This window comes from Streptomyces sp. NPDC000941 (assembly GCF_053599555.1).
Map to the genome: position 1 here is coordinate 1 of NZ_JBSFMM010000167.1, position 25,782 is coordinate 25,782.

The 25,782-nt window shown below is 68.8% G+C and carries 22 protein-coding genes and 1 pseudogene; 11 read left to right on the forward strand and 12 right to left on the reverse strand.

All coding sequences use genetic code 11. From position 1 onward, the window contains the following. The 3 genes and pseudogenes from ACWDSL_RS37960 to ACWDSL_RS37970 form a co-directional block, all read right to left on the reverse strand. Nucleotides 1–275: pseudogene (locus tag ACWDSL_RS37960) on the reverse strand (hypothetical protein); the annotation flags it as partial. After that, a complete protein-coding gene (locus tag ACWDSL_RS37965; protein WP_450492509.1) occupies nt 275–784 on the reverse strand; it encodes a hypothetical protein in 510 nt (169 codons plus the stop codon). The gene ACWDSL_RS37965 and the pseudogene ACWDSL_RS37960, both read right to left, overlap by 1 nt. A 132-nt stretch (nt 785–916) precedes the next feature. Further along, nucleotides 917–2,623, reverse strand: coding sequence for an IlvD/Edd family dehydratase (locus ACWDSL_RS37970; protein ID WP_450492510.1), 1,707 nt, complete (start codon nt 2,621–2,623; stop codon nt 917–919). A gap of 292 nt (nt 2,624–2,915) precedes the next feature. On the opposite strand from ACWDSL_RS37970, the gene ACWDSL_RS37975 reads away from it, so the two are divergent. From ACWDSL_RS37975 to ACWDSL_RS37990, 4 genes are read left to right on the forward strand one after another with little or no spacing between them, the layout of a single operon-like run. Beyond that, nucleotides 2,916–4,193, forward strand: a complete 1,278-nt coding sequence (locus tag ACWDSL_RS37975) for an ABC transporter substrate-binding protein (RefSeq protein ID WP_450492511.1) — start codon at nt 2,916–2,918, stop codon at nt 4,191–4,193. 4 nt (nt 4,194–4,197) lie between these two features. Further along, nucleotides 4,198–5,181 carry a carbohydrate ABC transporter permease gene (locus ACWDSL_RS37980; RefSeq protein ID WP_450492512.1) on the forward strand — a complete coding sequence of 328 codons (984 nt, stop codon included), beginning with the start codon at nt 4,198–4,200 and terminating at the stop codon, nt 5,179–5,181. A 7-nt stretch (nt 5,182–5,188) separates the two neighbouring features. Further along, nucleotides 5,189–6,061 (forward strand): carbohydrate ABC transporter permease, encoded by an 873-nt coding sequence (locus ACWDSL_RS37985; RefSeq protein WP_450492513.1) that lies wholly within the window; start codon nt 5,189–5,191, stop codon nt 6,059–6,061. Between the two features lie 39 nt (nt 6,062–6,100). Next, nucleotides 6,101–7,693 (forward strand): glycoside hydrolase family 43 protein, encoded by a 1,593-nt coding sequence (locus tag ACWDSL_RS37990; protein ID WP_450492514.1) that lies wholly within the window; start codon nt 6,101–6,103, stop codon nt 7,691–7,693. 40 nt (nt 7,694–7,733) lie between these two features. Here ACWDSL_RS37990 and ACWDSL_RS37995 read toward each other — a convergent pair whose 3' ends face one another. Then, complete coding sequence (locus ACWDSL_RS37995; protein ID WP_089513861.1) at nt 7,734–8,336, reverse strand: TetR/AcrR family transcriptional regulator; 603 nt, start codon at nt 8,334–8,336, stop codon at nt 7,734–7,736. 209 nt (nt 8,337–8,545) lie between these two features. Between ACWDSL_RS37995 and ACWDSL_RS38000 the strand changes: the two genes are divergently transcribed. Further along, nucleotides 8,546–9,517, forward strand: a complete 972-nt coding sequence (locus tag ACWDSL_RS38000) for a hypothetical protein (protein ID WP_450492515.1) — start codon at nt 8,546–8,548, stop codon at nt 9,515–9,517. Between the two features lie 133 nt (nt 9,518–9,650). On the opposite strand, the gene ACWDSL_RS38005 is transcribed toward ACWDSL_RS38000, so the two are convergent. Beyond that, entirely contained in the window at nt 9,651–10,829 is a 1,179-nt protein-coding gene (locus tag ACWDSL_RS38005) for a cytochrome P450 (protein ID WP_450492516.1), read from the reverse strand. Between the two features lie 509 nt (nt 10,830–11,338). Between ACWDSL_RS38005 and rox the strand changes: the two genes are divergently transcribed. Further along, nucleotides 11,339–12,916, forward strand: coding sequence for a rifampin monooxygenase (rox, locus tag ACWDSL_RS38010; protein ID WP_450492517.1), 1,578 nt, complete (start codon nt 11,339–11,341; stop codon nt 12,914–12,916). 72 nt (nt 12,917–12,988) lie between these two features. Here the strand turns inward: rox and ACWDSL_RS38015 are convergent, their stop codons facing one another. The 5 genes from ACWDSL_RS38015 to ACWDSL_RS38035 form a co-directional block, all read right to left on the reverse strand. Further along, nucleotides 12,989–15,739 (reverse strand): phosphoesterase, encoded by a 2,751-nt coding sequence (locus ACWDSL_RS38015; protein ID WP_450492518.1) that lies wholly within the window; start codon nt 15,737–15,739, stop codon nt 12,989–12,991. A 6-nt stretch (nt 15,740–15,745) separates the two neighbouring features. Next, nucleotides 15,746–17,122 (reverse strand): ABC transporter permease, encoded by a 1,377-nt coding sequence (locus ACWDSL_RS38020; RefSeq protein WP_450492519.1) that lies wholly within the window; start codon nt 17,120–17,122, stop codon nt 15,746–15,748. Further along, nucleotides 17,119–18,060 (reverse strand): ABC transporter ATP-binding protein, encoded by a 942-nt coding sequence (locus ACWDSL_RS38025; protein WP_450492520.1) that lies wholly within the window; start codon nt 18,058–18,060, stop codon nt 17,119–17,121. The genes ACWDSL_RS38020 and ACWDSL_RS38025 overlap by 4 nt, the downstream gene beginning before the upstream one ends. A gap of 915 nt (nt 18,061–18,975) precedes the next feature. Next, the gene (locus ACWDSL_RS38030) at nt 18,976–19,530 is read right to left on the reverse strand and encodes a GNAT family N-acetyltransferase (RefSeq protein ID WP_450492521.1); all 555 of its coding nucleotides are present in this window, start codon (nt 19,528–19,530) and stop codon (nt 18,976–18,978) included. Nucleotides 19,531–19,540: 10 nt separating this feature from the next. Next, nucleotides 19,541–19,729 (reverse strand): hypothetical protein, encoded by a 189-nt coding sequence (locus tag ACWDSL_RS38035; protein WP_450492522.1) that lies wholly within the window; start codon nt 19,727–19,729, stop codon nt 19,541–19,543. A 157-nt stretch (nt 19,730–19,886) separates the two neighbouring features. On the opposite strand from ACWDSL_RS38035, the gene ACWDSL_RS38040 reads away from it, so the two are divergent. From ACWDSL_RS38040 to ACWDSL_RS38050, 3 genes are all read left to right on the forward strand, one after another. Continuing rightward, nucleotides 19,887–22,172 (forward strand): serine/threonine-protein kinase, encoded by a 2,286-nt coding sequence (locus ACWDSL_RS38040; protein ID WP_450492523.1) that lies wholly within the window; start codon nt 19,887–19,889, stop codon nt 22,170–22,172. 112 nt (nt 22,173–22,284) lie between these two features. Then, nucleotides 22,285–22,764 (forward strand): hypothetical protein, encoded by a 480-nt coding sequence (locus ACWDSL_RS38045; RefSeq protein ID WP_450492524.1) that lies wholly within the window; start codon nt 22,285–22,287, stop codon nt 22,762–22,764. Between the two features lie 5 nt (nt 22,765–22,769). Next, nucleotides 22,770–23,984 carry a hypothetical protein gene (locus ACWDSL_RS38050; protein WP_450492525.1) on the forward strand — a complete coding sequence of 405 codons (1,215 nt, stop codon included), beginning with the start codon at nt 22,770–22,772 and terminating at the stop codon, nt 23,982–23,984. Between the two features lie 78 nt (nt 23,985–24,062). Here the strand turns inward: ACWDSL_RS38050 and ACWDSL_RS38055 are convergent, their stop codons facing one another. After that, nucleotides 24,063–24,317, reverse strand: a complete 255-nt coding sequence (locus tag ACWDSL_RS38055) for an MmyB family transcriptional regulator (RefSeq protein WP_450492526.1) — start codon at nt 24,315–24,317, stop codon at nt 24,063–24,065. Here ACWDSL_RS38055 and ACWDSL_RS38060 point away from each other — a divergent pair. Further along, nucleotides 24,202–24,666, forward strand: a complete 465-nt coding sequence (locus ACWDSL_RS38060) for a hypothetical protein (RefSeq protein WP_450492529.1) — start codon at nt 24,202–24,204, stop codon at nt 24,664–24,666. The genes ACWDSL_RS38055 and ACWDSL_RS38060 overlap by 116 nt on opposite strands. 107 nt (nt 24,667–24,773) lie before the next feature. After that, nucleotides 24,774–25,241, forward strand: coding sequence for a nuclear transport factor 2 family protein (locus ACWDSL_RS38065; RefSeq protein WP_450492527.1), 468 nt, complete (start codon nt 24,774–24,776; stop codon nt 25,239–25,241). 25 nt (nt 25,242–25,266) lie between these two features. Here ACWDSL_RS38065 and ACWDSL_RS38070 read toward each other — a convergent pair. Then, a partial coding sequence (locus tag ACWDSL_RS38070) for a TetR-like C-terminal domain-containing protein (protein ID WP_450492528.1) occupies nt 25,267–25,782 on the reverse strand: 516 nt, incomplete at its 5' end.

Sequence of the window (25,782 nt, forward strand, 5' to 3'; positions counted from 1 at the left end):
GCGCCGAAGAGCGCGGTGCGCGCGCCCGCCAGCGCCGCCAGGTGGTCGTCCGAGACGGAGCCCGCGGCGACCTTTCCGGCGGCCTCGGTCACCGCCGGTCCCAAGGGGGAGGCCGCGACGGCGCCGGCCAGGGCGGTCAGCGCCGCGGCCCGCTCTTCGCCGAGCCGGGCGAGGCCGTGGACGAGCGTGTCGTCGAAGCCGGCCACCAGGTCGAGGGCTTCCGCGGCCCCGGGCGGATCGGCGTCGAGCAGTTCGGCCAGTTGCACACCGAGCATCAGCGGACCTCCTCCGTGGCCGGGAACCAGTGCAGTTCGGGGATGGGCGCCGTGGTGTCCGGCAGCTCCAGATAGGCCAGGTGCCGCAGGAAGCGGCTGAACACCACGGCCGCTGGCGCGGACTCGCGCGACCCCGACAGACGGCTCATCAGGTCCGCGCCCCCGCCGTCCCCGTTCTCTTCGCCTACCTCGACGTGCAGATAGCGGGCCACGCGGTCGATTCCGTACTGCAGCACCGCCTCGTCGACCAGCGCGCACAGATGCTTGCACGGCCCCCGGTTGGCCCCGCCGCACGGCCGGTTGTTGTTCGTACTGCAGCTGTAGTCATGGGTGCGCGCGGCGATCGACGAGACATACACCCGGGCGATGTCCGAGCCGCTGGACACCACCCCCTGCAAGCGGCCCTCCGCCAGTTCGACGAAGGGAACCTTCGCCAGCTTGCGCGGCCGTACGGGGGGAATCACCCGCACCGTACTGCACTGCTCCCACGCGGTCGTTTCCGCGTTCACGACCATCGACCTCCAAGCCTGGCGCGTGCGCCGAGACGGTTGCTCACATCCGAAAACAGCATCGCGGATGCCACTGACAATCACGTCTCGGCGCCCGGGCGCCAGGCTCTGCTCACCGTGGGGTGAGGGCCGTCAGTGCGACTCCCGGGCGACGAAGGACCCGCGGGTTCCGGCGAGGAAGTCCAGACCGGCGCCCCGGTCGGCCTGCTCGACATGTGCGCGGTAGATGTGCTCCCACCCGCTGTCCGCGGGCGGGGCGGCGGCGGTCACCGGCTCGCGTGCGGCGAGTTCTTCGTCCGGCACGTCCAGCCTCAGCACGCGCCGTTCCACGTCCAGCTCGATCCAGTCGCCCGTGCGGACCAGGCCCAGCGGCCCGCCCGCCGCGGACTCGGGGGCGATGTGCAGCACGACGGTGCCGAAGGCGGTGCCGCTCATACGGGCGTCGCTGATCCGGACCATGTCCCGGACACCGGACTCCAACACCTTGCGGGGCAGTGGCATGTTTCCCACTTCGGGCATGCCCGGGTAGCCGCGCGGACCGCATCCCCGGAGGACCAGCACATCGGACGCCGCCACCTCGAGCTCGGGGTCGTCGATCCGGGCGTGGAAGTCCTCGATGCCGTCGAACACCACGGCGCGGCCCCGGTGGCGCAGCAACTCCGGTGTCGCGGCGGCGGGTTTGATGACCGCGCCGTCGGGACACAGGTTGCCGCGGAGCACGGCGAGCCCGGCCTGGTGCGCGATGGGCTCGTCGGCGGTGCGGATGACGGTGAGGTCGGTGCTGGCGCGGCCGGAAATCTGATCGGTCAGCGAGCAGCCGGAGACGGTGACGCTCGGCTCCAGCCGGTCCTTGATCTGTCCGAGCACCGCGTCCAGGCTGCCGGCCCGGTGGAAGTCCTCCATGAGATGGGCCCCGGCGGGTTGCACATCGGCGAGCAGGGGAATGTCGCGGCCCGCCCGGTCGATGTCCTCCAGGCCGATCTCCACGCCGACCCGGCGGGCGAGGGCCAGCAGATGGACGACGGCGTTGGTGGACCCGCCGATGGCGGCCACCGCACGCACCGCGTTCAGCAGGGCCTCGCGGGTCAGCACGGCGCTGGGGCGCAGGTCCTCGGCCACCATTTCGACGATGCGGTTGCCCGCCGTATGCGACAGCTCCAGCAGCCGGCTGTCCGGCGCCGGGAGCCCGGCGTTCCCCGGCAGTGTCATGCCCAGCGCCTCGGCGACACAGGCCATCGTGGACGCGGTGCCCATGGTGTTGCAGTGTCCGCGGCTGCGGATCATCGCCGACTCCGCGCGCCGCAGATCCGAGCGTGGCATCCGCCCGGCGCGCACCTCTTCGCTCATCTCCCAGACCCCCGTGCCGCACCCCAGCAGGCGCCCCTTCCAGGAGCCGTTGAGCATGGGGCCGCCGGTGACCATCAGCGTGGGCAGATCGACCGACGCAGCCCCCATGAGCAGCGACGGAACCGTCTTGTCGCAGCCGCCGAGCAGGACGACACCGTCCACCGGATTGGCGCGGATGAGCTCTTCGACGACCATCGCGGCGAGGTCGCGGAAGAACATGGCGGTCGGGCGCAGCAGGGTCTCGCCCAGCGACGGCACCGGCAGCTCCAGCGGCACACCGCCGGACTCCCACACTCCGCGCTTCACATGCTCGGCTATCTCACGGAAGTGGCTGTTGCAGGGCGTCAGATCCGACCAGGTGTTGCAGATGACGATCTGCGGTCGGCCGTCGAAGGCGTGGTCGGGGAGGCCGCGGCGCATCCAGGCGCGGTGGATGAAGGCGTCGCGGGAGTCTCCCGCGTACCACTGCTGCGACCGAGTCGTGCCACTCATACGAACCGTTCCGATCTGTCGGCGAAGATCCGTGAAGATCCGGGCGAGTAAGACCTTGCCCGCGTAACCCGCCCGTCATGGCTCGGCGGAGCGCCGACCGGCACCGAAAGTTTCGAATAGCGCCGCTTACGCGACCGAAACATTGACCGCATGACAACCGGTTCCTACATTGAGCCCGCCTGGACACGGCGCAAAGGGCAGAAGAATCCGCGGAATTATCCAGTGTCGAAACTTTCGAAATCCCGAACGTGCAACGGCGCAATGCCGAACATGGAAGCAGAGAGGTGAGGGCATGAAGTACCACGCCAGCCGAAGGGTTTGGGTGGTGGCGGCCACAGCCACGGTCATTGCCCTCACGGCATCGGGCTGCGGAGGCGGCGCGGGCGACTCGGACGGCAAGACCACGCTGACCGTGACCACCCAGGTCGACTACGGATACCGGGACCTCTACAAGGAGTACGAGAAGAGCCACCCCGGCATCAAGATTCGCGAGGTGCTTGTCGACGACCTGCCGAAGAAGCTGGTCACCCAGCTCGCGGCAAACCGCGGCGCCTCCGATGTGGTGGGCCTCGGCGACGACACCATCGGCAAGTTCAAGCCCAGTTACCAGCGCTTCGTCAACCTCGCCGACCACGGCGTCAACAACACCGACGACCCGTGGGTGCAGTGGGCGTACGACTATGGCACGGTCGAGAACGGCAAGTACGTGATGGGCATGCGCACCGACATCGGCGGGCTCGGCATCTGCTACCGCACCGATCTGTTCAAGAAGGCCGGGCTGCCCACCGACCCCGAGCGCGTCGGTCAACTCTGGCCCACCTGGGACAAGTTCACCGAAGTCGGCGAGGAATTCCGGGCCCAGGTGAAGGACGCCTCCTTCACCGCCAATACCGGAGACATCTGGGTCGGGATGGAGAACCAGCACAAGGAGACGTTCTTCTCCGAATCCGACGACTCGTTCATGGCCGATGAGAACTCCGGTCTGAAGCAGGACTTCCTGACCGCCGCGAACATGTCCGTACGGAAGGTCAGCGGCGGATACCCGCCCTTCACCCCGGAAATGGCCAACGCCCTGAAGACCGGCAAGGCGGCAACCGCTGTCTGTCCCGCCTGGAAGCTGGACCGCACCAAGGAGGCATCCGGCTCCGGAAACTCGGGCAAGTGGTCGGTGGCCGCGGCCCCTCAGGGCGGCAACTGGGGCGGCTCCTATCTGCTGGTGCCCAAGCAGACCAAGCACACCAAGGAGGCGGTCGAGCTCGCCCGCTGGCTGACCTCGTCGAAGGTCCAGAAGAGGCTCTTCCTCTCCAAGGGCTATCTCTCCAGCCACCCTTCGGTCTACAACGACCCCGCCGTGCAGGGGAAGAAGGACACGTACTTCTCCAACGCCCCCACCGGCAAGATCTTCGCCGAGGCCGTCGACAAGATGCAGCCCATCTACCGCGGCACCAAGGACAGCGATGTGGCCACCGCCTTCATGAACGCGCTGCTCCGGGTCGAACAGGGCAAGCAGAAGCCGGAGGACGCCTGGAGTCAGGCGGTCTCCGACGCGAAGAAGGTGGCGGGGGACTGACCCGATGACGGTCACCGAGACCCGCCCCGGGCCGGAGGCCACCACGGCCTCCGCCTCGGGGCGCCACCCCCGACGCCGCGCCTGGCGATCCCGTCTGACCCGCTTCGACCTGCGCTACACCCCGTATGTCTTCATCGCCCCGTTCTTTGTGATCTTCGGCGTCTTCGCGGTCTGGCCGCTGCTGTACACCGGCTGGATCTCCTTCCACAAGTGGGCGATCATCGAAGGCGACCAGGGCTGGCTCGGGCTCCACAACTACCAGGCCCTCTTCGCCGACGAGTACTTCTGGAACGCGCTGCTCAACACCACCCTGCTGCTGGTGCTCGGCACCGGAGTGCAACTCGCCGTGGCGCTGTGGCTCGCCGGTGTGCTCAACCGGAAGCTGGGCGCCAGCGCGGTCTGGCGGGCCGGGGTCGTGCTGCCGCATATCGTGTCGGTGGTCGCCGTCAGCCTGGTGTTCGCGCAGCTCTACGGCTTCCACACGGGCATCTTCAACGATGTGCTGAGCCTGGTCGGCATCGACCGGGTCGACTGGCAGGCCAGCCGCTGGACCGCGATCCCCGCGGTCGCCACCATCATCATCTGGCGCTGGGCCGGCTACTACGCGCTGATCTTCCTCGCCGCCATGCAGGGCATCCCGCGGGAGCTCAACGAGGCCGCGATGCTCGACGGGGCCTCCAGGCGGCGCATCTTCTGGTCGATCACCGTGCCCTCGATCCGCCCCACCATCATCTTCTCCGTCGTCATGTCGACCATCGGCGCCATGCAGACCTTCACCGAGCCCCAGCTCTTCGACGTCCAGGGCACCGACGGCACCGGCGGCAGCGACCGGCAGTTCCAGACGCTGATGATGTACCTCTACGAAAAGGGGTTCCGCGAGTTCAACGCGGGCTACGCGGCCACCCTCGCCTGGGTGATGTTCCTGCTCATCGCCGTCGTCTCCGGCATCAACTACGCGCTGTCGCGGCGCATCGCCTCGAAGGACTGATGCCGTCATGGCCCTCGCCACCCACTCCACGACCGGCCGCCGCCGGCCTCAGTCCGACGGCGGTCGGCGCCCCGGATTCATGGTCTACGCCACGCTCGTCGGCGTGCTCGCCGCCTCCGTGTTCCCGCTCTACTACTCCTTCGTCCTGCCCACCCGCGACAACTCGGCGATCGGCGACTCGCTGCTCACCCTCACGCCGGGCGGCAATCTGCTCCACAACATCCAGCGGGTCTACGACACCGTCGACTTCTGGCTGGCCCTGCGCAACTCGCTGATCATCTCCACCACGGTGACGGTGTGCTGCGTCCTGCTGTCCTCGCTCGCCGGGTTCGCCTTCGCCAAACTGCCGTTCCGGGGGCGCAACGCCCTGTTCGTCGCGGTGGTGATCACCGCGATGCTGCCCACCCAGCTCGGCATGATCCCGCTGTACATGCTGATGGGAAACCTCGGCTGGATCGCCACCCTGAAGGCCGTCATCGTCCCGGCGCTCGTCAACGCCTTCGCCGTCTTCTGGATGCGGCAGGCCTGCGACGAGTCCGTGCCGTACGAGCTCGTCGAGGCCGCCCGCGTCGACGGCTGCTCCACACTCGGCATCTTCTGGCATGTGGCGCTGCCCGCGATCCGCCCGCAGGCCGCCGTGCTCGCCATGTTCACCTTCATGGCCACCTGGAACGACTTCATGTGGCCACTGATCGTCCTGGACCCGTCCGTCACCCCGACCGTGCAGACCGCGCTGTCCTCGCTGGCCAGCGGGTACGCCCTCGACTACACGCTCATCCTGTCCGGCGCCGCCATCGGGGTGCTGCCGCTGCTGCTCGTCTTCCTCCTGCTGTCCCGGCAGATCGTCGCCGGTGTGATGCAGGGCGCCGTCAAGGGCTGACCGCCCTTTATCGCTGCTAGGCCGTACGAAAGGACCTGCATGACCGCGGGCCATATCCGCAACCCCGTGCTGCCCGGATTCCACCCGGACCCGAGCATTGTGCGCGTCGGTGCGGACTACTTCCTCGCCACCTCCACCTTCGAGTGGTTCCCGGGCGTGCCCGTGCACCGCTCCACCGACCTGGTCCACTGGGAGCCGGCCGGCCATATCCTGGACCGCGCCGACCTGCTCGATCTGCGCGGCGTCCCGGACTCGGCCGGGGTGTGGGCGCCCTCGCTCTCGTACCACGACGGCCGGTTCTGGCTGGTGTACAGCATCGTGCGCACCATCGGCCATCCGTACAAGGACGTCGACAACTACCTCGTCACCGCTCCGGACATCTCGGGTCCGTGGTCGGAGCCGGTGTTCCTCAACTCCTCCGGCTTCGACCCCTCCCTCTTCCACGACGAGGACGGGCGCACCTGGCTGCTCAACATCCAGTGGGATCCGCGCGATGGACACCCCGCCTTCGCGGGCATCCTGCTCCAGGAGTACGACCCCGCGAAACAGGCCCTGATCGGAGCCCCACGCACGGTCCTCACCCACGAGGTGCTGATCGAGGGGCCCAATGTCTACCGCCGCGACGGCTGGTACTACCTGATGCTCGCCGAGGGGGGCACCGGCTGGAACCACGGCATCCTGATGGCCCGCTCGCGCGAGCTGACCGGACCGTATGAGCTCGACCCGGCCGGCTCGCTGCTGACCACTCGCGACGCACCCGAGTGGCCACTGCAGAAAGCCGGCCACGGCGAGCTGGTGCGGACGGGCGAGGGGGAGTGGTTTCTCGCGCATCTGGCCTCGCGCCCGGTCCGTACGCTCGCCGGGGCGCGCTGTGTGCTCGGCCGGGAGACCTGTCTGCAGCGGGTGGCGTGGACCGACGACGGCTGGCTGCGGCTCGCGGACGGCGGCCGTCTGCCGAGCCTGGAGGTGGCCGCCCCCCGGGGTGTCGCACCGACCCCGGCGCCGGTCCGGCCCGCCCGCGACGACTTCGACGGGCCCGCCCTCGCCCCGTACTGGAACACCCTGCGCGCGCCCGCGACCGCCCAGTGGCTGAGCCTGACCGAGCGCCCCGGCCATCTACGGCTGCGCGGCCGCCAGAGCCCGCACTCGCGCTACGACCAGAGCCTGGTCGCCCGCCGGCTGACGTCGGTGCGCTGTGAGGCGACGACGGTGGTCGACTTCCGCCCCTCCCACTTCAGCCAGCTCGCGGGCCTGATCTGCTGGTACGACACCACCACCCACTACTACCTGCGGCTGACCCATGTGGAGGGCAGGGGCCGGGTGCTGGGCGTGGTGTTCACGGACGACGGCGCGTACGGCGAGCTGCCCTCCTGTGAACTCGACGTCGACGCGTGGCCGCTGGTGCATCTGCGGGCCCGCTTCGACGGTCCGGAGTTGCGCTTCGCCGCCTCGCCGGACGGGGTGTCGTGGCAGGACGTCGGCCCGGCGCTGGAGGCGACCAGGCTCTCCGACGACTACGGGGACCGGCTGCGGTTCACCGGGGCGTTCGTCGGGGTCTGCGTCCAGGACCTGGGCGGGACCCGGGTCGCGGCGGACTTCGACTGGTTCGAACTGCGCGATCTCGCGCCGTGACAGGCCGCCCGGCCGCCCGGCCACGGCGGGCCGGGCGGGGTCAGGACAGGCCGAGCGCGGGGAAGACCGACGCGTCGAGAAAGCGGAGGAGGTAGTCGGAGTCGGCGGGCTTCCCGTCCAGCAGCGATCTGACCCGCATCACACCGATCAGCTGGGCGGGGACGAACTCGGCCGCCACGCTGTCCGCCGGGATCTCGCCGCGCTCGATCGCGCGCCGGACCATGACGGCGATCACCGACACCTCCCGGGAGAACAGGGCGTCGTGCAGCGCCTGGAGCAGGCTCGGGTCGCTGAGCGCGGCATGGCCCAGCGCGTACAGCAACGTGGTGTCCGAGTCGCACATCCGCCCCACGACGCGCGCCGTCTCCCGCAGGTCGCCGACGAGGCTGCCGGTGTCGATACCGTCCAGCGCCATGCGCCGGTCACAGCGGCGCAGCGCGGCGGCGACCAGCTGGGGCTTGGTCTTCCACTGGCGGTAGAGAGTGGACCTGCTCGCCTTGGCCCGGGCGGCGACCCCCTCGAAGGTGCAGGCCTCATAGCCGCCCTCGGTCAGCAGGGCGAGGACGGCGTCGAAGATCTCCTGCTCGCGCTCGGGACTGATCTTGGAGCGGCGTTGGGTGTCCGCCGTGGTGGGCGCTGCCATCAGCTCGGCACTCTCCTCCCGCGATGAGCTTTTCCGCCCGTGCCTCGGCCCTGTCGACCGTGGCCGACTGGAGTGAGGGTGCGGTATGCGACTGTGCGGCACAACACACGGTACACGAGCGTATCGATACGTGCCTGTGCCGATACACTGTTGTATCGATACGCAGACGTATCGCAGCACGTCCATATTCAAAGGGGCCGGGTAATGCCGTGAACGCCACCCTCATAGCCGTCACCCTCGCACTCCTGTCGGCCGTCGCCTACGCGACCGCGGCCGTCGCACAGGAGCGCCTTGCCGCCCGCACCGGCCCGGGCGGACTGCGGCGACTGCTGGCGCAGGGCGCCTGGTGGTCGACCGTCGGACTCAACTCCTCCGGGGCGCTGCTCCATGTGGCAGCCCTCAAATTCGGGCCGCTCACCCTGGTCCAGCCCCTCGGCGCGCTCACGCTGGTCGCCGCCGTGCCGCTCGGCGCCCGGGTGGCAGGACGGAGCGCCACCCACGACGAGTGGCGGGGCACCGCGCTCACCCTCGTCGGCCTCGGCGCGCTGCTGCCGCTCACCATCGGCGACGGCGTCCCCGACCGGACGCTCGGCACCGTCGCCGCGCTCGCCGTCGCCGCGATCGTGCTGGCCCTGGTCGCCCTGCTCATTCAGGCCCGCCGCGGCCGGGGGCTCGGCCACGCCGCCGCCTCCGGTATCACCTCCGGGGCCGCATCGGCGCTCACCCAGACCCTGACGGTCGCGGGCCTGGCCCTGACCTGGCGGTTCGCCATTGTGGGCGTACTCGTCGCGGGCCTGGCCGTGGGCGGGCTGCTGCTGTCCCAGACCGCCTACACCGGTGGCCTCGGCGCCCCGCTGGCCGTGCTGACCCTGGCCAACCCGATGGCCGCCGCGGCCATTGGAATCGCCCTGCTCGGCGAGCGTGTCCACGGCGGCCCCGCCGGTGTCGCGCTGGCCGGTCTGGGCGCCGTGGTGGCCGCGCGTGGTGTGGTGCTCCTCACCCGCGCCACGCATCCGGCACCCACCGCGCCACCGCTCCCGGAGCCGCGCACACCGGCGGAACCGCTCCTGGTCAGGGAACCGATCGTGGTGGCGGGGCCGACCCTGGTCGCCGAGCCGATTCTGCCCCCCGACTCGGTTCTGGCCTCCGACCCGTTCCTGGTCAGCGCTCCAGGGCGGTGATGTCACGGAATTCGGCGTGGGCGCTTCGGCACGGGCGCCCACGCTGCCTTCCGTATAGGGCCGCTCCTGCAGGCGGGGGGGCGCCGCGGGGGCCCCCCCCGCCGGCCGGCGCGACCCTCGTCACCCCGGGCGGTCAGGTCGCGGGTTCGACCGCCACGTCCAGGTAGTCGAGACCGCGCAGCCCGTTGTTGATCAACGGTCGGCGTTCGAGGATTTCGAAGCGGGCGACCCGGTCGGCGAGCCTTTCCAGCAACGCGCTCATTTCCAGCCTGGCGAGGTGCATCCCGACGCACACATGCTCGCCCCGCCCGAAGGCAAGGTGGTCCGAAGGGCGGCGGGTGATGTCGAAGCGCGTCGGGTTCGGGTAATGGCGCTCGTCGCGGTTGGCGGAGGCATAGAGCAGCGCGACCCGTGAGCCGGCAGCCAGTGGAACTCCGCCGATCTCGTGGTCTTCGGTGAGCACCCGGCTGAACTGGGGCGCCGGGGTTTCCAGGCGCAACGACTCGTTGATCGCGTGCGGAATCAACGAGCGGTCCTTGCGCAGCAGATCCCACTGGTCCGGGTGCTGGGCGAACAACGCGACCGCGTTGGCGATCGCGAGGATTGTCGTGTCCAGGCTGGGAGTGACATAGTCGAGCATCATCACCGGGCACTTGTCGTGCGAGATCTCGCCACGGTCGGCGGCCTCGTAGAGCTGCGCCGCCCAGCCGTCGGGGTCGATTTTTCCCGGCACGGCGTCATTCATGGCGAATGCCATGAACTCCTCGACGGCCGGCCCCGCCGCGGCTGCCCGGTCGTCGGCGGGGCCCTGGGTGTTCCAGATGGCCGCGGCCCACTCCAGCATCTTTTCCCGTCCGTGATCGGGAAGCCCGACCAGGTCCGACACCACGGTCATGGGCAGGTACTCCGCCAGTTCGGTGACGACCTCGAACCGGCCCCGGCCGACGACCTGCTCGACGACCTGGTCGGCCTCGGTCTCGATCCGCGGAGTCACCTCGCGCATCCGATCCGGCCGCAGCGGCCGCCCCAGCACCGAACGCATCGCCGTGTGCTCGGGCGGATCGCTGCACAGCGTGATCCCCTCCAGCTGGGCGTTCACGTCCGGATCCACGAACACTCCACGCGCTGACGAAAACGTCTGCCAGTCCATCAGCGCCGCGCGCACCTCGTCGTAGCGGGGCAACGCGTAGAGGTCGTAGCGGGACAGGTGCACCACAGGCCCGAGAGCCCGAAGCTCGGCATAGATTTCGTACGGGTCGGTGCGCGCCGATTCGGTGTAGAGATCGACGTCGCTGGCAGGTATCTGGGACAACGGTTCTCCAGGAGACGGGTGTTGCGAACACCGCGACGAGCAACCTACGGGTGCCGCGCGGCAGGAAGGGACCCCATGGAAAAACTCTCCCGCGACAGGGGGATCCTTCGCGTCGGTAAGAACAACGTACCTTTACGTACGTCTACGTACGTCGAGGCACGGCCGGCCTGCGATGCCTTCGCGCTCATGCCGCGCCTTGACAACCGTGATGCAGGCGCTGCCCGACCTGCCGCTGCAACCCATCGCAGGCGGTCGGTACCACGACCGCGTCGGCAAGGCCCCGGTCTCTCACGGGCCCGTTCGGAGTCATGATCACGTGGTTGGGAAAAGGATTGGACGGGGTGATGCTCGGGCTTGTAGCTTGAAGTGGACCGTGACACCGCCCGAGGAGGTGAGACCCATGAACGCAGTATCGACGTGGGTGCTCCCCCTTCCCGCCACGGCCGGCGATTGACGTAGGTGTCGCCGGGAGCGCCGCCACAACAAGGCACTCCCGAAAGGCAACACCTATGGACTCTCCGCAGTTCACCACCGAGCCGTCCTCGAACGATACGGTCGAGCGCGACCTCACCGTGAGCGACGCCCCCGGTCTCCGGCCGTCGGCCTCCGGCGCCGATCGCGCGCCCCTCATGTTCGACGTGATCATTGCCGGGTGCGGGCCGACTGGCGCGATGCTGGCCGCCGAATTGCGGCTGCACGGTGTGCGGGTACTCGTTCTGGAGAAGGAAACCGAGCCCGTGTCGTTCGTCCGCATCGTCGGTCTGCACATTCGCAGCCTCGAGCTGATGGAAATGCGCGGACTGCTGGACCGCATGCGCGCACACGGAAGACAGCGTCCGGCCGGCGGATTCTTCGCCGCCATCAACAAACCCGCGCCCCAGGGCCTGGATTCCGCGCACGCCTATCTGCTGGGCATCCCGCAGCCGGTCATCGTTCGGCTGCTCGAAGAACATGCGACCCAACTGGGTGCGCAGATCCGGCGCGGTTGTGCGGTGGCCGGTCTCGAGCAGGACGACGAGGGTGTGACCGTCGAGCTGGCCGACGGCGAACAACTGCGTACGCGCTATCTCGTCGGTTGTGACGGCGGGCGCAGCACGGTGCGCAAACTGCTCGGCGTCGGCTTCCCCGGCGAGCCCTCGCGGACCGAGACGCTGATGGGCGAGATGGAAGTGGGTGTGCCGCGGGAGGAGATCGCCGCCAAGGTGACCGAAATCGGCGAGATCAACAAGCGATTCTGGCTCAGGCCCTTCGGCGAAGGGGCATACAGCGTCGTAGTCCCCGCCGCGGGAGTCGGCGATCGCGCGGAACCACCCACCCTCGAGGATTTCAAACAACAGCTGCGCGCCGTCGCCGGAACCGATTTCGGCGTGCACTCCCCGCGCTGGCTGTCCCGCTTCGGGGATGCCACCCGGCTGGCCGAACGCTACCGGGTCGGGCGGGTGCTGCTGGCCGGCGATGCGGCACACATCCATCCACCCACCGGCGGCCAGGGCCTCAACCTGGGCGTTCAGGACGCATTCAACCTCGGCTGGAAACTGGCCGCACAGATCCGCGGCTGGGCGCCGGAAACACTGCTGGACACCTACCAGGCCGAACGGCATCCGGTCGCGGCGGACGTGCTGGACAACACCCGCGCCCAGATGGAACTGCACTCCACCGAACCGGGCCCGCAGGCCGTGCGCAGGCTGCTCACCGAACTGATGGACTTCGACGAGGTGAACCGCTATCTCATCGAGAAGATCACCGCGATCGGCATCCGCTACGACTTCGGCGCAGGCCCCGACCTGGTCGGCCGCCGCCTGCCCGACATCGAGGTGAAACACGGCCACCTCTACGGTCTGCTGCATCGCGGCCGCGGCCTGCTGCTGGACCGCACCGAACGCCTGACCGTCGGCGGCTGGTCGGACCGGGTCGATTACCTCGCGGATGCCACTGCGGCACTGGATGTTCCCTGCGTCCTGCTACGCCCCGACGGTCACGTCGCCTGGACCGGCGACGATCAGCAGGACCTGGACGACCACCTCTCCCGCTGGTTCGGCAAGCCCGATGGTGGGCTGTATCCACGCCGGTCCGCCCATCCAAGCTGACCTCGCGTTTCGCAGGTGGCCCCTGACTGGCGATGATGCCGATCAGGGGCCACCCCGTCACATGAGCCCGCGTCAGCCGTCGTTCTCCGCCGAAGGGATGGCGGCGCCCGGCACGTCCTGCGGAGCGTAGATCTTCTTCTCACCCGGGTACGGCTTCGCCCAGTTGTGGGTCTCGTACCACGTGAGATGGTTCATCTGGGCGGGGGGAGCGTAGTCCGGAACGGCGTTGGGACCGGTCAGCCGCTGCTTCGACTTCCACTGGTCCCACTGGGCGGCGACGTTCTTCATGTCCGCCGGCACCGAGGCCGACGGCACGGCCGCCGCCTTCGGGCTCTGCGCCGCGGGGGTGTCCGGACCACAGGACGGCGGGGTCTTCACACCGTCGGTCAGCGAGGTCCGGTTGGGCAGCGTCTTGAACGGCGTGAAGTTCGGTCGCTGGGTGAACGCCGAGGCCATCGGGGTGGCCGCGGTGTCCTTCTGGTTCATCGGCTGGATCCCGAGGATCTGCTCGATGGTCCGCGCCATGTTGATCTGCGAGTAGTAGTGGCTGTCCACCGTGGAGTGCTTGGCCCAGGGGCTGATGATCTGGACCGGGGCACGGTGGCCGTCCACATGGTCGAGACCCGCCTGGGAGTCGTCCTCGACGACGAAGATCGCCGAGTCCTTCCAGTACTTGCTGTGCGAGATCTCGTCGACGATCTGGCCCACGGCGAGGTCGTTGTCCGCGACCTGGGAGGCAGGGCTCACCGGGCCACCGGTGTGGTCGCTGGAGAGCCAGAACATGTTCAGGTTCGCCGGTCCGTTCTTCTCGAAGTCCTTCTTCCAGATCTGTGCCCGGTAGACGTCCGGGACGCTGGTGTCGAACTTCGGGAAGCCGTGCACCGACACGTCGTTGAGCGACGGGATCGGCGAGGTCGAATTCAGCGGGTAGGCGGTGTCCTGACCGGTCGCCGCCATGTTCTTGCTGTCGCAGTACAGGTTCTGCCAGCTGGCGTCCGCCGGCTTGGTCAGGAACTGCTGGAACTCACCGTAGTTCCGGACGGACTTGTGGGCCGCCTGCGCACCGGTCCAGATGAAGCCGGTCTTCTGGTGGCCGAGGGCGTCGTCCTCGGTGTCGTAGCTGCGGGCGTACTCACCGGCCGATGACTCGGTGTACTCCGGGTCGTCGGCCTGCATCAGCCAGTTGTGACCCTCGGCGGAGTTGGTGCCGATGTCGTACGTGTTGTCGTACAGGCCGAACTGCTTGGCCAGGGCGTGCTGGTTCGGCGTGACGTTCTCACCGAACTCGGTCAGCGACGGGTCGCCGTTGCCCTGCGGTATGTCACCGAAGACCTGGTCGTAGGTCCGGTTCTCCTTGACGAGCAGGAAGACGTGCTTGATCGTCGAGGGGTCGCCGAGCTTGACCGGGACCGGCACCGGCTTGGCCTTGGAGCCGTCGGACTTCTTGAGCGACTCGCCCATCCAGCCGTTCTGCTTGAAGACCTTGCCGGTGTAGGACTTGATCACGCTGTCGTCGGGCAGCGTGAACTTCTGCACGCTCGACGTCGTGTCGTGGGTGCCGCGACCGCCGGTGGCCTTACGGCGGGCGTCGATGCCACGGGTGTTGGAGACGTACACCTCGTTGCCGGAGGTGGTGATCTCCGAGGGGAAGTAGTCCGTGGGGAGCAGGCCGACATAGCTGACCGGCTCCTGCGCGGAGGTGTACTTGTAGACGGCGACGGCGTTGGCGCGGCCGAGGGTCACCAGCAGATGACCGTCGTCGGTGAGGGTCACCGCGTCGGGCTCGTAGCCCACCCGAGCCTTGGCCCACGGCTGGGTGGAGATGGTCTGGACGACCTTGTCCTTCACCGTGTCGATGACCGACACGTTGTTGTCGGCGGTGTTGGTGACGAACACCACGCCGTTCTTGGCGTACACGGCGGTCGGGTGCAGACCGACCTCGATGCCGGCGACCGCGGCGTCCTGGTTCGCCAGGTCGATGACGCTGACCGTGCCGCTGGTGGTGGCAGCGGTCTTCTGGTCGGCGAGCACCTGCGTGCCGTACGAGTTGATCGTGGGCTCGCCGGGCTTGGCCGGACGACCGCCCTCGTTGCTCACGTAGAGCTTGTTGCCGACGACGACCATGCCGCGCGGGGCGTTGCCCACGTTCCAGCTCTGCTTGATGGTCCCGGTCGCGGCATCGATGGCGACGACCCGGTTCTGGCCGTTGACCGCGGAGTACACGGTCTTGCCGTCGGCCGAGAACACCGCCGCGGCCGCCAGGGCGTGCTTGGACCCCTGCGCCGGGATGCTGACGGTCCTCGGGCCGGCGACGCTGCCGTCCGCGTTCACGGTGAACACGGTGTAGCCGTCCGGCTGGCCCAGCCACAGCTGCTTGCCGTCGGGCGAGTACGTAGGGCCTTCCTGGCCCACGTTGTTGCTGCTGATGCGGGGGTTCGACGACGCGGCATTGCTGACGAGCTGCTGCGTCTTCCAGCTCTTCAGGTCCACGATGGCCAGGGCCGCGCCACCGTCGGTGACCGAGGCGGCCATGTGCGTGCCGTCCGGGCTGACCGAGGACGACATGATCTTGCCCTGGTTGATGACAAGACGGTCGCCGTACGGGGCGATGTACTGGTTGCTGGAGACGACCTGGCCGTTCTCGGTGACCTGGCCGACCTGGTCCGTGCCGAACTGATGGGTCTGCGCGAGCGCCGTACCGGCGGCCACGAGGGCGACAGCGGTGGTGCCCGCCGTCAACAGCGGTATCCGGCGGCCGATGCGTCTGCGGATGAGGTTGATCCGAGCTTCCTGGACGAGCTTGCGGCGGCGAGTTACCTGCATTGAGCGTTATCCCTTCGGGGTGGTGTCGAGCAGTTCGACGTTGCCGTCGAACTGCCACAGCGGGTTCGGCGCGTCCCCGTCGGGGGTGTGCACCAGGAAGTAGCCGTTCACTTCCTTCGGTCCATCGCCATCGGCCATGAACCGCCCGTCCGGAGTGACGTCGAGTTGGTAGATGGCCTGTCCGGTGGCCTCGACGCCGGGAAGATGCCAGGTCACGACGCAGCGCCAGTCGTTGCCCGGGCCCTCCGCCGCGACCCTGGTGCTTCCCTTGTTGCACGACGCCGTGGCCTTCAACTGGGCCTCGGTGACGGCGGGCCGGTTGAGCTGATCGGTCTGCATGCGGTACAGGTGCGCGAACGCCGTGGCGAGCGAGCGCTGCACCTTCTCCTGCTCGATCCCGGAGCCCGTCGCCGAGGTCGTCGCGGCGACGACCGCGAACGACGCGGCGGCCACCCCGACGAGCGGCAGTACTCCGACGGTGATCGCGCGGCGGCCCGAACCGTCGTGGGTCAGGTTGGTGAAGTCGCGCCGTACGAAGAGCACATACGCCAGCGCCGTCGCGACCACGGCCCACACGAGGCTGACAACGATGCCGATCAGCAGCGGGCCGAGCTGCTGGGGGCTGGTGAACAGGCCGTTCCAGGAGATGAAGGCGTAGCTCGGCAGGGCGACACGTACGGCCACCGGAAGCGGCAGCATCTGGGCGACCGCCATCGCGAGCGAGACGAGCACGGGCACCAGCAGCCCCATCGGGGACCGTCCCAGCGTGACCGACCCGAGGAGGCCGAGTGCGGCGAGCGCCAGGGTCGGCGCGAGGACGCAGACCCAGGAGAGCAGGACCGAGACGGCGGCGTCCGACGGTGCCAGGAGATGGCCGTCGAGACCGACCAGCGGCTGGTTGCCGACCACGAGGAGACCGCCGACCGTGCTGGAGACCGCGAGCCCGGCCACGAGCAGCAGCAGGACGGTGAGACTGGCCACCGCCTTCGCCACGAAGATCCGCCGGGGCGAGCGGACCGCCACGACCAGATGGCGCCAGGTGCCGAGCCGGTCCTCGGAGGCGAACACGTCACCGGCCACGACCGAGGTCAGCAGCGGGAGCGCCCAGGTCCCCGCGAAACCGAGCACCACCAGCGGCCCGGCCCACCCGGAGGCGAGCATCCAGCGCCCGAAGAGGGTGTCGACGGGAAGCGTGCTCTGCTGGCTCACCCCGGCGACGAAGAGGGCGGGAGCGATCCAGCAGGCGAGGACCAGCAGGCGGATTCGCCACTGGGAGACGAGCTTGACGAGCTCGAAGCGAATGGCGCGGGTGACGGGGACGCGACGGCCCCCGGTCATCTGCTCGTGTTCCCGTTCCCGGCTCTGGGTGAGGGTCGCGGTCATCTGCCCGCCTCCTGCTGCTCGGTGAGGGTCAGAAACGCGGCTTCGAGCGGCGACACCACGGGAGTGAGCTCGCGCGGCGCGACGCCTTTCGCCACGAGCCGCACCACGAGTTGGTCGAGGGCGGGCACCAGGGCGCGTACGACGAGCAGTCCGGCGTCCTGCCGTATCCCGGCGTCGTCGACGACCTGGATCCCCGGCGCGTCGTCCGCCAGCCGGCGCGCGGCCTGCGGGTCGGAGGTGATCAGCCGGTAGTCGAGTTCACGGTTCTCGGTGGCCAGCTCGCTCAGCGGGCCGGAGAAGACGACGCGTCCGGCGGCGAGGATGGTCACCTCGGAACACAGCGCCTCGAGGTCGTCCATGTTGTGGCTGGAGAGCACGACGGCGGTTCCATCGGCCGCGAGCCGGTTGAGGACACCGTGCACATGCTTCTTGCCCGCCGGGTCGAGGCCGTTGGACGGTTCGTCGAGCACGAGCAGCCGGGGCTTGGTCAGCAGGGCGGCGGCGAGCCCGAGCCGCTGGCGCATGCCGAGGGAGAAGCCGCGGGTACGGTCGTCGGCGACGTCGGTGAGACCGACCTCGGCGAGTACGTCGTCGATCCCCGCCGTGCGCGCGTCGTGGCCGCGGAGCGCGGCCAGCGCGGCGAGGTTCTGCCGGGGGGTGAGCGAGGGGTAGAGAGCGGGGCCGTCCACGAAGCCGGCCACACCGTCGGGGGCGGCGAGTGCCCGCTCGACCGGTGTACCCAGGACCTCCAGGCGACCGCCGTCGGCCACCGCGAGCCCCAGCAGAAGGCCGAGCAACGTCGTCTTTCCGGCGCCGTTCGGTCCGACCAGGCCGTGGATCTGACCCTGCGTCACATCGAGATCGATGCCGTCCAGGGCGACGACATCACCGAAGCTCTTCGTGATACCGCGAGCCCGGATAGCGCGGAGTTCTTCCATGGGTCCCTTCCTCCAAATGCCTCAAGGACCCTATTGGATTGATCATGCTGCTCATGGGGGTGAGGAGTTGAATGTACGTAGAACACGAAGCGACGTGGCATTCTCGACGTCGCCGCCGAGCGACAACCACCCATGCTCTGACCAGCATCTTTGCCATTGCTTGGGTAAAGTTGGACGCTTTCATTAATGAGTTGCAATGGTGAATTGAACGGTGGACCCGGCGGCTCACGATGTGCGACCCGACCGCCGCCCATGCCGTCCTCCCCCAGTCCGGTCTCGTCGTAGCTCACCCGGGGTCCGCGCAATGCTCATATTTTTCGGGGGTTGTTTGTTCGGTACCAGTTCTCCGAACGCGAACAAGGATTCGGCTGCTACGCCTGAGGTGGCCCGGTAATCCGGACAGGAACGGCCTGAGCGGCGGGCTGATTTCACCTGCCGCGACGTCTTTACCGAAGGAGCGTTATGAGTTCGCGTAAATTGCTGAGCGTGCGCCTCCGGCCCTTCACGTGGCGTACCCCGTTCGCCGTGGGCGCGGCAGCAGTCGGGCTTGCTTTCGCCGGCCTCGCAGCTTCACCGGCAGCGACCGCCGCCGTCCAAGCCACCCACCCCGCGGGCAGCGGTGATGTGGGCGTACTCGCCTACTGCACGTCGTCGCGCCCTCAACCCGGATCTGTTCCATGGGGGCATTTCGGTGGCGATCAGCAGACCGCGTGCCGCAAATGCGATGAATCGGCAAGGGTTCAGCGCGCGAAGGGCAGGATCTCCGCGTATGCCTGCGAGTACAACGGTTCGACGGGTGAGGCCTGGGCATCGGTCATCTGGACATGCCCGTGGCCACTAAAGCCTCCGTGCGCGGCTTGATCCGAAACTCAGTGCGCTTACCGAGCGTGAGGCCGCAACCGGCCCCGAGCGGCATCAGCGCCGGCCGGGCGGCGTGACCGGGGACCACACGCCCATCCACTGTTCGGCGTCCCACGCCTCGAACCGGTGCGCCTCGATGAACCCCAGCTTCGCCGCGAGGCGCATCGAGCGGTCGTTGGCGGTCTGGGTGCAGAGCACGACTGGCTCGCTGGGCAGCGCGGCGGTGAACCAGCCGAGCACCGCCGCGCACGCCTCGGCGGCGTACCCGCGTCCCCATACCTCTGGCAGGAGCAGGTAGCCGAGTTCGGCCTCCCCGGCATCCGGACGGACATGACTGCGACGCTCCTCGTCACGCCGGTTGAGCTCGATGGTGCCGATCATTGCTCCGTCAAGCTCGATCACGAAATGGCCCAGGCGCCTCCCGGGCGTCTCAGGCAGCGCGCGCTCCAACTCATCACGCGGTCGAGGGCCGCCTAGATAGGTGCCCACCTCCGGCGAGGCGAACAGCTCGATGAACGCCGGACGGTCCCGGGCCTCGGACTCGCGGAGCACGAGGCGCTCGGTCTTGATCGGGGCAGGTGGCCAGGTAACGGACTCCAGTCCAGTCATGGCGGGCAACCTATCGCACGCCAAGATCAATCTCGGGGGCACTTTCTGTACTGAGGGCGGTGAGGTAGGCCCAGGTGGGCATGTGGCCGGTGGCGGGGGTGAGGGCGGCGGGGGCGGGCATGCCGAAGTGGCGGCCGCGGAAGGCGAAGTTGTCCGCGACGGTGAGCGCACGGTCCAGGGTGTTGGCCTGGGAGACCACACCGGCGACAAGGCCGCCCTGCGCGCCACCCGGTGCGCTCCTGCGCGAGAGCGGACGGGCGATGTGCGCTGTCGCCCGGGTCCTGTGTCATCGGGGGGCACGGTCTACGATCAACGCTGCCGTGTGAGAACCGCTTACCGCCGGGGGACTTGGGGCTGTGGACGACCGGGATCAGATACTCGCTGACCGCTACCGCCTGGTGCGCCCGCTGGGGCGCGGCGGGATGGGGGAGGTGTGGGAGGCGCAGGACACCAGTCTACGGCGGCCGGTCGCGGTCAAGGTGATCTCGATCCTCGCGGGTGGCGGCAGTCGGGCCGACGAGGCGCGCGCCCGGTTTCTGCGGGAGGCGCGGATCACCGCCGCGCTTCAGCATCCCCATATCGTGACCGTCCACGACCTCGGTGAGGCAACCACCGGCCAGGGCGCGACGCCGTTCCTCGTGATGGAACTGCTCCGGGGCGAGGGCCTGGACGCCGTTGTCCGGCGCGGACCTGCCGGCGAGGAGGAGGTGGCGCGGTGGGGGGTGCAGGTGTGCGACGCGCTGGCGGAGGCGCATGGCGCCGGCATCCTCCACCGCGACATCAAGCCGGCAAATCTGTTCGTCATGGCCTCGGGTGTCCTGAAGGTGCTCGACTTCGGGATCGCCCGCGCCGCCGACGCCTCGGCCACCGGTGACCGGCTGACGCATACCGGGTTCATGGTGGGCACGGCCGCGTACATGGCACCGGAACAGGCACGCGGGCGCCCCGAGCAGCGCAGCGACCTGTACTCCCTCGGGTGTGTGCTGTTCGAAATGCTCACCGGGCGGCTGCCGTTCGACGCCCCGGACACCCTCGCATATGTCACGGCGCACCTTCACGATCCGCCCCCCGCGCCGAGCAGCCTCGTGCCCGGCGTCTCCGCTCCGTGGGACCGCCTGGTCGGTCGGCTGCTGGCCAAGGACCCGCGCGAGCGATACGAATCGGCCGCCGTGCTCGCCGACGAGCTGCGGCGCTTCGGTGGTGTGCGGCAGGCCGTACCCGCGGTCCGCTACACCCCCACCGTCGCCGATCGGGACGAGCACGGGGCGAGCTCACCGCCTGCGGCTGCCGCCGCGTCCGACGATCTCGCGGCGGCAGCCACGGTTCAGGCGCCCGCCGCGCCGTCCGGTGGAACAGGCATGAGCCGGCGCAGCCTGCTCCTGGGGGGCGCGGGCGTCGCCGCGGTCGCGGTCGCCGGAGGGGCGGCGGCGATGTACCTGACCGGCGACCCCGAGCGGGACCCGGTCGCCTGGTCGCAGAAGATCGCGGACGTCGACCTGATCAACTCCGACGGTCCGGACGTCGTCCTGGCCGACGGCCGGTGTCATGTCGCCGCCGGTCACTACTACAAGGAGACCGCCGCGCTCCACACCTTCGACCTTGCCACCGGTAAGCATCTGTGGAAGAAGCCCCTCAACGCGGCCTGGTCCCGGGAAACACGCTTCACGGTCGTCGGCGGCACGCTACTCGCCCTGACCCGGTACTCCGATAACAAAGGCGGGCAGGTGCACGCCTTCGACGCTGCCACCGGCGAGCGCCGCTGGCAGCATTCGGTCTCCAACAGCGCCATGGGGCTGGAAGTGCACCGGCCCAGCGGCCTGCTGATCACCGGAGAGGACGGTTACGTGATCGGGATCGATCCGCGCACCGGCAACCAGCGATGGGCGATCGACGTGTCCTCCCCCTACGACGCCACATGGATCCTGGCCGGCGACCTGATCCTCTGCAGCGGCGGAATCGCGCTACTCGGCAAGACGGGCAAGAAGCTGTGGACACGTTCCGGCTTCCAGCCGCAGGGCGACCTGGCGCAGCCCCTGGGTGAGGGCCTGCTCTGCTACGAGGAGGGCAGGACAGTCCCCGTCGACCTCGTCTGCCGCAAGGCGGACACGGGTGAGGTGATGTGGCGGAGCCCGTTCCAGAAGACCAAACCGGACACCTTCACCACCGGGGCCTTCCAGCCGCTCGACGAGCTGGTGTCGGGCACCACGGTGTTCCTTCCGCTGGCCGCGGGGCCCCGCCGGAAACCGACCGCACTGAACGGACTCACCGGCGAGCAGATCTGGACCTACGGCAGTACGTACCAAGAGGTTGGTCTGAAGGAACAGGCGACGACCAGCGTGGCGGGCGGGTTCGTCCTGCCCACGGGGTCGGGACCGGTGTGCGTGGCCGCCGCCGACGGCACAAAACGGTGGCACGCCGATACTCGGAGAGTGCAGACCACCAGCAAATACGCCCTGCTCTCCGGGACAGAGCAGGCACGCGTGTTCCAGCGCTGGACCAGGGTACGGATCGTCGGAGTGGAGCACGGCCGCACGCTCTGGACAGGCCAGTTCGACAGCACGTCCATGAGCGAGCCTGCCGCGAGCGGCGACTCGATCGCGTTCCTCGACGACGGCGGCACACTGTGGGCGGTGCGCGTGTGACCTTTCGGGAATCCCCCCAAGAGGTCAAGATCACGACGATACCCTCTTAAGCGTCATTTATGAGGCGCCAAGGCGCCTGATGCGCACGTGAAGTGTGCGGCGAGGGGGGACCGTGCAGGGGGCAAGGGACGTTGATGTCGAGCGGATTCTCGCCATGGTCGACGCGTCGGCCGCAGTGGTGGCTCCGGAGGACCGAGAGGATCTGTTCTCGGAGTTCGCCGAGGACATGCGGGAGAGCGGCCGTATCCCGGGGGAGGATTCGGCGCCGGCCGATGACGCCGATGCGGGCATTGCCGACACCCATGTCTTCCTCGGGATCGGACTCACTCTGCTCGGCCAGATCGCGGTCAAGGTGGTGTCCGTGGCGACCGACATGGCCATCGAGCGCGGTATCCGGGAAGCGCTGACCTTCGTGGTGAAGCTGTTCCGCGGCAGCGAGCCGGGGGAGGACTCCCCGGACGACGTGGCCGACGCCGTCACGCGTCAGCTGGCCGTACCGGCAGAGCTCGACGAGGAGACGCTGCGCCTCATCGTGCGCTCCCAGCTGGAGGCATGGGCACGAGCCGAGGGCCGGCCCGTCGACCCGGCGTAGCGGACGTGGAGACAGCAGACGACCGCGCCGTCGCGGGCGCGTCGCTCGCCTCGCACCGATCGCGGCAACTGCACTCGCTGAGCCGCGCTCACCGCGCGCTGTGGGCGGTGGTTCTCGCGCCCTTCGCGCTGTTCCCCCTGGTCGTCGTGGTCATCGGTCAGGCAGGCGGCGACCCGGTCGCCAACCCCATCGCCGTTGTCTTGTATGGTCTCGCGGCCGGCTGTCTGCCCTTCGCGGTGGTGCTGATCATAGTGATGCAGGTCTGGGCCAGGCGTTCGTACGACCATCGCCACGGCGGGATGAAATACCGCCTCGTGGATTGGTCCGACTCGGCCTGGGAACGGGTGCGAGCGGCATTCGTCTCCGCGGGGCTGGATCCCGACCGTCTGCGGGCCGTGAGTGTATGGGACCAGAGGGCGAACCTGCGGGCACGTCACATTCCCCGTCCGACACCGGGGCGGCTGGGGCGACTGGCCGATTGGACCGTGCCCCGGAACAAGCTGCTGTACGGCGCGGGTGCTGTCTTGGGGATTGCCGCAGCGGTGTTCCAGAACGACATCTCCGAATTCACCGACACCCCGGTGTTCATGGTTTTCCTCGTCTGTGCTCTGGTGGTCATGCTCCCTTTCGCCTGGAGGCATGGCTCTCGGCAGATCCGGTTGAATCTGCGGGATCCCGACAACGTCGTGGTCATCCCGTCGCACTGGCGGCCCCAACTTCGCCGGGATCCGAAGGCCACGGTCCGGCTGCTGCACGAAATCTCCCATGTGCGGCACGGCGACCCGGGCACGCGGCGCCTTCTCGCCGTTTGTCCGGGCATCGGGCAGTTCCTCGTGTTCGTCGATGCGGCGACGGTCTCATCGCTGACAGCGAATATGGGGGTCGTCGCCGCCGGCTTCGCGGGCACGGTCACCTTGGGAATCTTGAGCGTACGGCGCGCCGCACGCCTCATCCCACTGGTCCACGAACTGCGCGCGGACACGGAGGCGTGCCGGGACGCCGACACCACGGCCCATATGGTGGCATTTCTCCGAGAGCTGCAGGCCAGGCATGCGAGCGAGGAGAAGGCGCTCCGGCTCGCCTCGCTCACCAACGGCCCTCGGATCCGCGCGCTGCGAAGGCGGTTGGCGGTGCCCGTCGTAATGATGGCGGGCTGCGTTCTCACCGTGATCAGCACCGGTGTAGGCGAACTCATGGGTGTACTTACGATCTCCGTGTAGAACTCGATCCGTAGCACTCCCGATCACCGTCGGGTCCCCGTCACTACGAGATACGCGCGTCCGAAGAGGGGTTCAGTGTCAGGGGTGCGCATGGGTCGTACGGCCGCCGATCACCCGGAGGAGGTCCAGCTTTCCCGCGTCTCTGCTTCCGGCTGCCGCTGTATAGGTGACCACGCGTAGGTCCTCGCCCGGGACGAGGAGGACGTCGCAGTCGAGCGTGATCTCGCCGATCTCCGGACAGTCCCCGGATGTGCTGGCCCGGACCGGTGCCTTCGCGCGGCCCGAGAGCGTGGCCGCCGGCCGTACCGCGTACTCCACGAGCAAACTGGCCACGATCTATCTGGTGCACGAGTACGCGCGCCGCCTGCCGGCGGGCGTCGATGCCGTCGCCTACAACCCGGCGTTCGTCCCCGGCACCGACCTGGCCCGAAACGCCGGGCCCGTCGCCCGGTTCGCGATGCGGCGCGTTCTGCCGCTGATGGTCGTCACACCGTTCGCGACATCCCGCAGTGTCGCGGGGCGCCATCTCGCCGATGTCGTGCTGGGGACGACCGAGGCACCGACCGGTTCCTACGTCGACCGGGGCCGGGTGGCCCGCTCGTCCCAGGAGTCCTACGACCCGCGGCGGGAGAAGGAACTCTGGGATGCCGCCGAACGGTTCATCGCGCCCTTCGTCGGCTGAGCCACGCTCCGCCGTGCCCTACGGCGACGAAGACGGCCGGTCCCGGGACACCCGGGTGGGTGTGGCAGACCCTTCCTGCACCTCTTCCGCGAGCCTAGCGTCGAGTCATGAACGATGAGCGATTGATCGCGGAGCTGCACGGCAGATGGGTGTTCGGCTGGGAGCGCAACGAGGGGGACGCGCCGTTCGACTTCCGGCGTACCTTCGGCGAGTTCTACGACTTCGACTCTCCGGACCTCCGCCTCTACGACGACTTCGACCCCGAGCAGCGTGTCGCCACGACAGCCACCGGCTACGGCTCGATCTGGGAGCCCCACTTCGATCGGATGGTCTCCGCTCACCACGCCGTGGACGACGGCCCGCACGTCATCGCGAGCCACCAGCTGGCCGCGTCGACACTGGCGTTCGTAGCGCGGATCACCACACCTGACGGTGCCACGGACATCCGTACCACTACCTCGTTGGTCTGGCGTCGAACGCCGGACGGGTGGCGGATCGTCCGCGAACACAACTCGACCCGTGTGCTGCCCGCGGGCGACTTGGACGGAAGGCTGCCGGTGTACGAGGCCGACTGACCTGACGGCTCTTGTCCAGGTGCGCCTATGAGGGCGTTGCCGGTGTCCCCATGGGCTGCGCGGGGATCCGGCGATGGATGTCCTCGAGCAGGTCCCGCATCGCCATGTGAAAAATCTCGGCCTGATGTTCGCCGATGAAGGAGGTGTGCCCGAACACCTCCAGGACGACCAGGCCGTGCAGGTGGCCCCATGCGCCGAGGAGGAGAGCGCTCGCAGGAGGCGGCAGGGTCTCCGGGCCGTGCGGAAAGAGGGGTTCGAGATGCGCCTGGAGGGCCGACGAGAGCCCTCGGGCGTCGGCTGCGGCCAATTGCGCCGTGGTGAACCCGTCGAACATCTCGCGCTGGAATATCTCGCACATCCGGCGCATCGCCTGAGTGGTCGGCCCATCGTGGGGCGCCGCGTAATGACGCAGCGGCGCTCCGTAAAGCAGCTGGAATCGCTCGACGTGGGTGATGGCCCATCGGCGATAGCCCTCGGCGGCGGCCAGGAACCGCAGCGCGGCCGACTCGTCCGCCGCTGTGTCGGCAGCTGCCGACACAGC